Source organism: Desulfosarcina sp., assembly GCF_041551955.1.
Classification (GTDB): domain Bacteria; phylum Desulfobacterota; class Desulfobacteria; order Desulfobacterales; family Desulfosarcinaceae; genus Desulfosarcina.
On sequence record NZ_JBFELV010000449.1, the window covers coordinates 1 to 4091 of the forward strand.

Genomic DNA, 4091 nt, shown 5'->3' on the forward strand with positions numbered 1-4091 from the left:
AGGAGTTTAACAATGATCATTTCTTGTACAAGCGATCATCGACTCTTCTTTTGGAGCCTGCTTTTGTCCTTTTTTATTTTCTTTGGTGATGTGAGTGATCGCATTACCGTACAGGCGGCTGAAGAAGTGACTCTATCTGATAAAAAAGTGAATGTTGCGGATTTGATAGAACAGTTATACATTGAGATTATCGAGCAAGTGGACCAGAAAAAATTACCGAAGAAACGTCGTTCCAGGGCCGAAATGTTGAAGCGATCTTATGAAAAACGGCAAATTCAACTTGCCGCAGATTTAGAAATTCTAAAAATCGACGCCTTGGCCGCATCGGATGACAAGATCGAGATTATAGAAAAACTTATTAATACTGCTATTAACAAAGAACGGGTGACGTTTGAATATCTAATTAATTTGCAAATACTGCGCAATCCATCCGCCAAATTTGAACCGATAACCGTTACACATCTGCCTCCATCAACGTTCGATCAACCACATGTAAATAATAGCGGAGGCAAATCGGAATTTACTATCAAATGGGTTCCTGATGATGTTAATTCCGGGGTACATGATTAGCCGATTATTTGATAGCTTTTAATAAAGATGTGGCCCAAAATGCCTTGAGAATATCATGATTTAAGAGCAAATGTTTTCTTACGCGCATCGGCCATGAAAATCTCAAGTCTCACTATTCTTCCAACATGACTTCCATCCAAGCGACCTATTTTAACTATGCAAGACTCAAAACCTTTCTTCGCTAAAATCTACAAATAATGCTGTTGATGAACTTTCGGAATCTGTTCACTGTTCCTGTGGAAGTTGAGGCAAGTGCGATGTGTCCAAGACACTTGCTTTTCGAAGGCACCGGTAACGTCGGTACGGATATCGAAGAGAAAGCGATGGACGGCCTGTTTCTAATCCGTGATTAATCTAATCATCACGAGCCGGTCCTTCTTTTTTTGGCCAAGTGTGTAAAAAAGATTCACTTGTGCTGACGGTCTGCAATTATACTGTGTAACTATTTCGCCCTTCATTTTATATGCTGGTTGTAAATCCAGAAAATCTACTAATGTAATCAGTAATACGATTATAAACGGATAGTTACTTGTAGGAAACCAACTTGGCATCTACCTTGCTGTCACTATTGGTAGGATTACTGACAAGGTTCATTCTTAATGGAGGGACGAAAAATGAAAAAATATAGCTCTATATTATTCAATATGTTTCTAATCAGTTTTGTATTCTTTTTTACTGATGCCGTTGCTGAACAGCGGATGATCACCTTCGAAATGGGAGAAAGTGGCCAAACCGTATCTTTCCCCATGTCTCAGGAAGAAATAGCTTATGCAGATAGTGTGACTGCTTATTCAAATTCGTTTAAAAAAGCGGATGACACTATGGGGAAAGACTGGGTTAATAGAATAGAATTGCCAGAAAGCGGACAATTTGTTGAATTTCCAATGACAGAAGAGGAGATCCAAGAAGCGAAAGAAAAGGCGGCAAAAGAAAAGTCTAATATCAATCGTCGAAAATTGAATGAACCTAACGTTCGCGGGAGCAAAGCTGAAATTGTTGAAATGGCCGATGGGTACACAATTGTATTTTACGATGATAAACCTGCTAAATGGGGTTATTATCCAATTCAATAGCCTGAGCTTCTATTAGTAGACGGACGGTCCAATCAAACCATTTAAAGAAACGATTCATTCAATTTTTTTAAAATGATTCTATGTGATCATACTAAATTTAATAAAAAACAAAATAAAACTTTCAACAGGTCGAAAACAAAGGTCAGGCTTCACTATGAAAATTGCATACTTGATGGATCCACTGGTAAAGATACAGCCTGAAAACGAGACCACCAGTCACCTGATGTATGAGTGCAATGAGCGGGGACACACGGTCTTTTTTCTGGAACCCCATGACGTATACATCCGCAAGGATCAGGTGGTCGCCCGTATGCGTAACATAACGGTAAAACCGGGTCTCGGAATGACTAAATACTGGCAGGCGATCATCCGTTGCACCAGGCAGGACAACCTTATTTTCGAAGCCATCACTGATCTCGATGCCTTGTTTTTACGCAGCAATCCCCCACTCAATTACCAGACAATGGAGTTCTTGCAGACCGTCAATAATCACGTTTTTATCCTGAATAACACCACAGGTCAGATTTTAGGTAACAGCAAGCTTTACATCCTCAACTTTCCTGAAATAATTCCTGAAACCCATGTGTCCAGAGACCCCACCCGTCTGCGCAAAATTATCGATGATTTCGGTGGGGCCATGGTTGTTAAGCCCCTGCAGCGTTTCGGAGGTGAAGGGGTGATCAAGGTAAGCACCCGCGACCGGATGAACCTGAACTCGCTTATCCACTACTACGTGCGTGCCTATGAATCATATGCCCGCCGTGAACCCATCATGGTTCAAGAATACATCAAAAGCGTCAAGCAAGAAGGTGACATCCGCATAATGCTTCTCAACGGTGAAATCCTCGGCGCCATGCGCCGCAAACCCAAAAAAGGGGACTTTCGTACCAATGTGCATGCCGGCGGGGAGGTGTTCGCTCACCGGGTGACAGCACGTGAAATGCGGATCTGTGAGGTTATCAAGGACAAACTGATCGCCGATGGACTTTATTTTGTAGGTATTGACATCATTGACGGCAAGCTGGTTGAGGTCAACTGTGTCAGTCCCGGCGGTATCCCCAGGATCAACCAGTTGAACAATGACCGCCTCGAGCATAAAGTCATCGATTTCATCGAGCACCGCATCGACACCGTCACCCACTTTTCCCACAGGAATGAGGCCTGAGCATGAGATCTTTAATAAGGTATTGTATGAACAATACTTGTTTAGTTTAAATTTAAACTTAGAACACTATTTAAACCTATTCAACATTTTTGATTAATGCCTAATTAAGTTGGGTTAGATTAACTTGGTCGGAAACCACAATTATTAAAGGTTCTTTCGTGGCTGTTCATACATTTTTTATGCGCAATATTTACACAATTGTTTTTTGACCAAAAATGAACATTAAATAGAGCAAATGGCATATCGATTGCCGTAAATGTAAAGCATGAAGAAACTTGATACAATCATAATATTTCCTCCTCCAATGGATAGAATATCCCGTGTTTATCCAGCGCCCCATTTTTTATCTTCATACATGAGTAGGAATGGCTTTTCTGCTGAACCATTAGATTTAAATATTATTGCACTCAGCAGGCTTACAAGTAAATATTTTATAGATGAAAGACTTAAGTTGTGTGAACATACAAAGAAGAGGTTAGAAAACGTAGGTATTGATTCCAGGTTGAAAAAAGATCAATACTTTTCCTGTTTAAGGTCGATTGGAAGGCTTAAGTACGGCAATCAGATGGAATCTAATAATTGTCGAATAAAGAATTTGATGGAGATGGAGATATCCGGAATACGTTATACAAGGATATATATTGATATATTTCGAGAAGTATTTGGCGTCTTCTATAAAAATAAAATACCGGCTCTGAATGACATCGAAACCTATTTTAAAAATCATGAAGCACGTACATTGAAGGATTTATTAAAGGATCAAATACAAAAAAAAATAATTGACAGAGGTGTCCCGATTGTAGGTTTTTCTATCCCATTTGCGCAGCAGTTTATTCCAGCCCTGATACTGGCTTATGAAATCAAAAATAAAATGCATGATGTTCATATTTGTTTTGGTGGGCCAGTTATAACCTTGCTTTCTGATCAATATCTGAAAGACTTAATTAGAACATCACCTATTGACTCCTGTGTTAAATATGATGGGGAAATACCTTTACTTAAATTGTTAAATTTTATATTACACGGTAAACCGATTGATGAACCAAATTGCTTTCTATCCAATAAATCATCGGTGTTAACTCCAATCGTATTTAAGTCATTTCGCGTAAGAACAGCGTCTCAGCGCCATAAGCACAATAGATTACAAAAGAAAAATATTAAACATATACCAATGGAAACACCAATACCAATTGCGCAGTCAACAGGTTGCTATTGGGGGCAATGTTCATTTTGTGACTATATTAATCTCCATGTTGACAAAGTATATCGGCCTAGGCCAGTTA

General features: G+C 39.4%; 4 protein-coding genes. All 4 read left to right on the forward strand.

Going from position 1 to position 4091, the window contains the following annotated elements:
- A partial coding sequence (locus ABYV26_RS22200; protein ID WP_372683543.1) for a hypothetical protein occupies positions 1 to 570 on the forward strand: 570 nt, incomplete at its 5' end.
- Between the two features lie 614 nt (positions 571 to 1184).
- Entirely contained in the window at positions 1185 to 1643 is a 459-nt protein-coding gene (locus ABYV26_RS22205) for a hypothetical protein (protein ID WP_372683544.1), read from the forward strand.
- Between the two features lie 154 nt (positions 1644 to 1797).
- The gene (locus tag ABYV26_RS22210; RefSeq protein ID WP_372683545.1) at positions 1798 to 2808 is read left to right on the forward strand and encodes a glutathione synthase; all 1011 of its coding nucleotides are present in this window, start codon (positions 1798 to 1800) and stop codon (positions 2806 to 2808) included.
- Between the two features lie 265 nt (positions 2809 to 3073).
- The coding region (locus ABYV26_RS22215) for a hypothetical protein (protein WP_372683546.1) at positions 3074 to 4091 on the forward strand (1018 nt) is incomplete at its 3' end.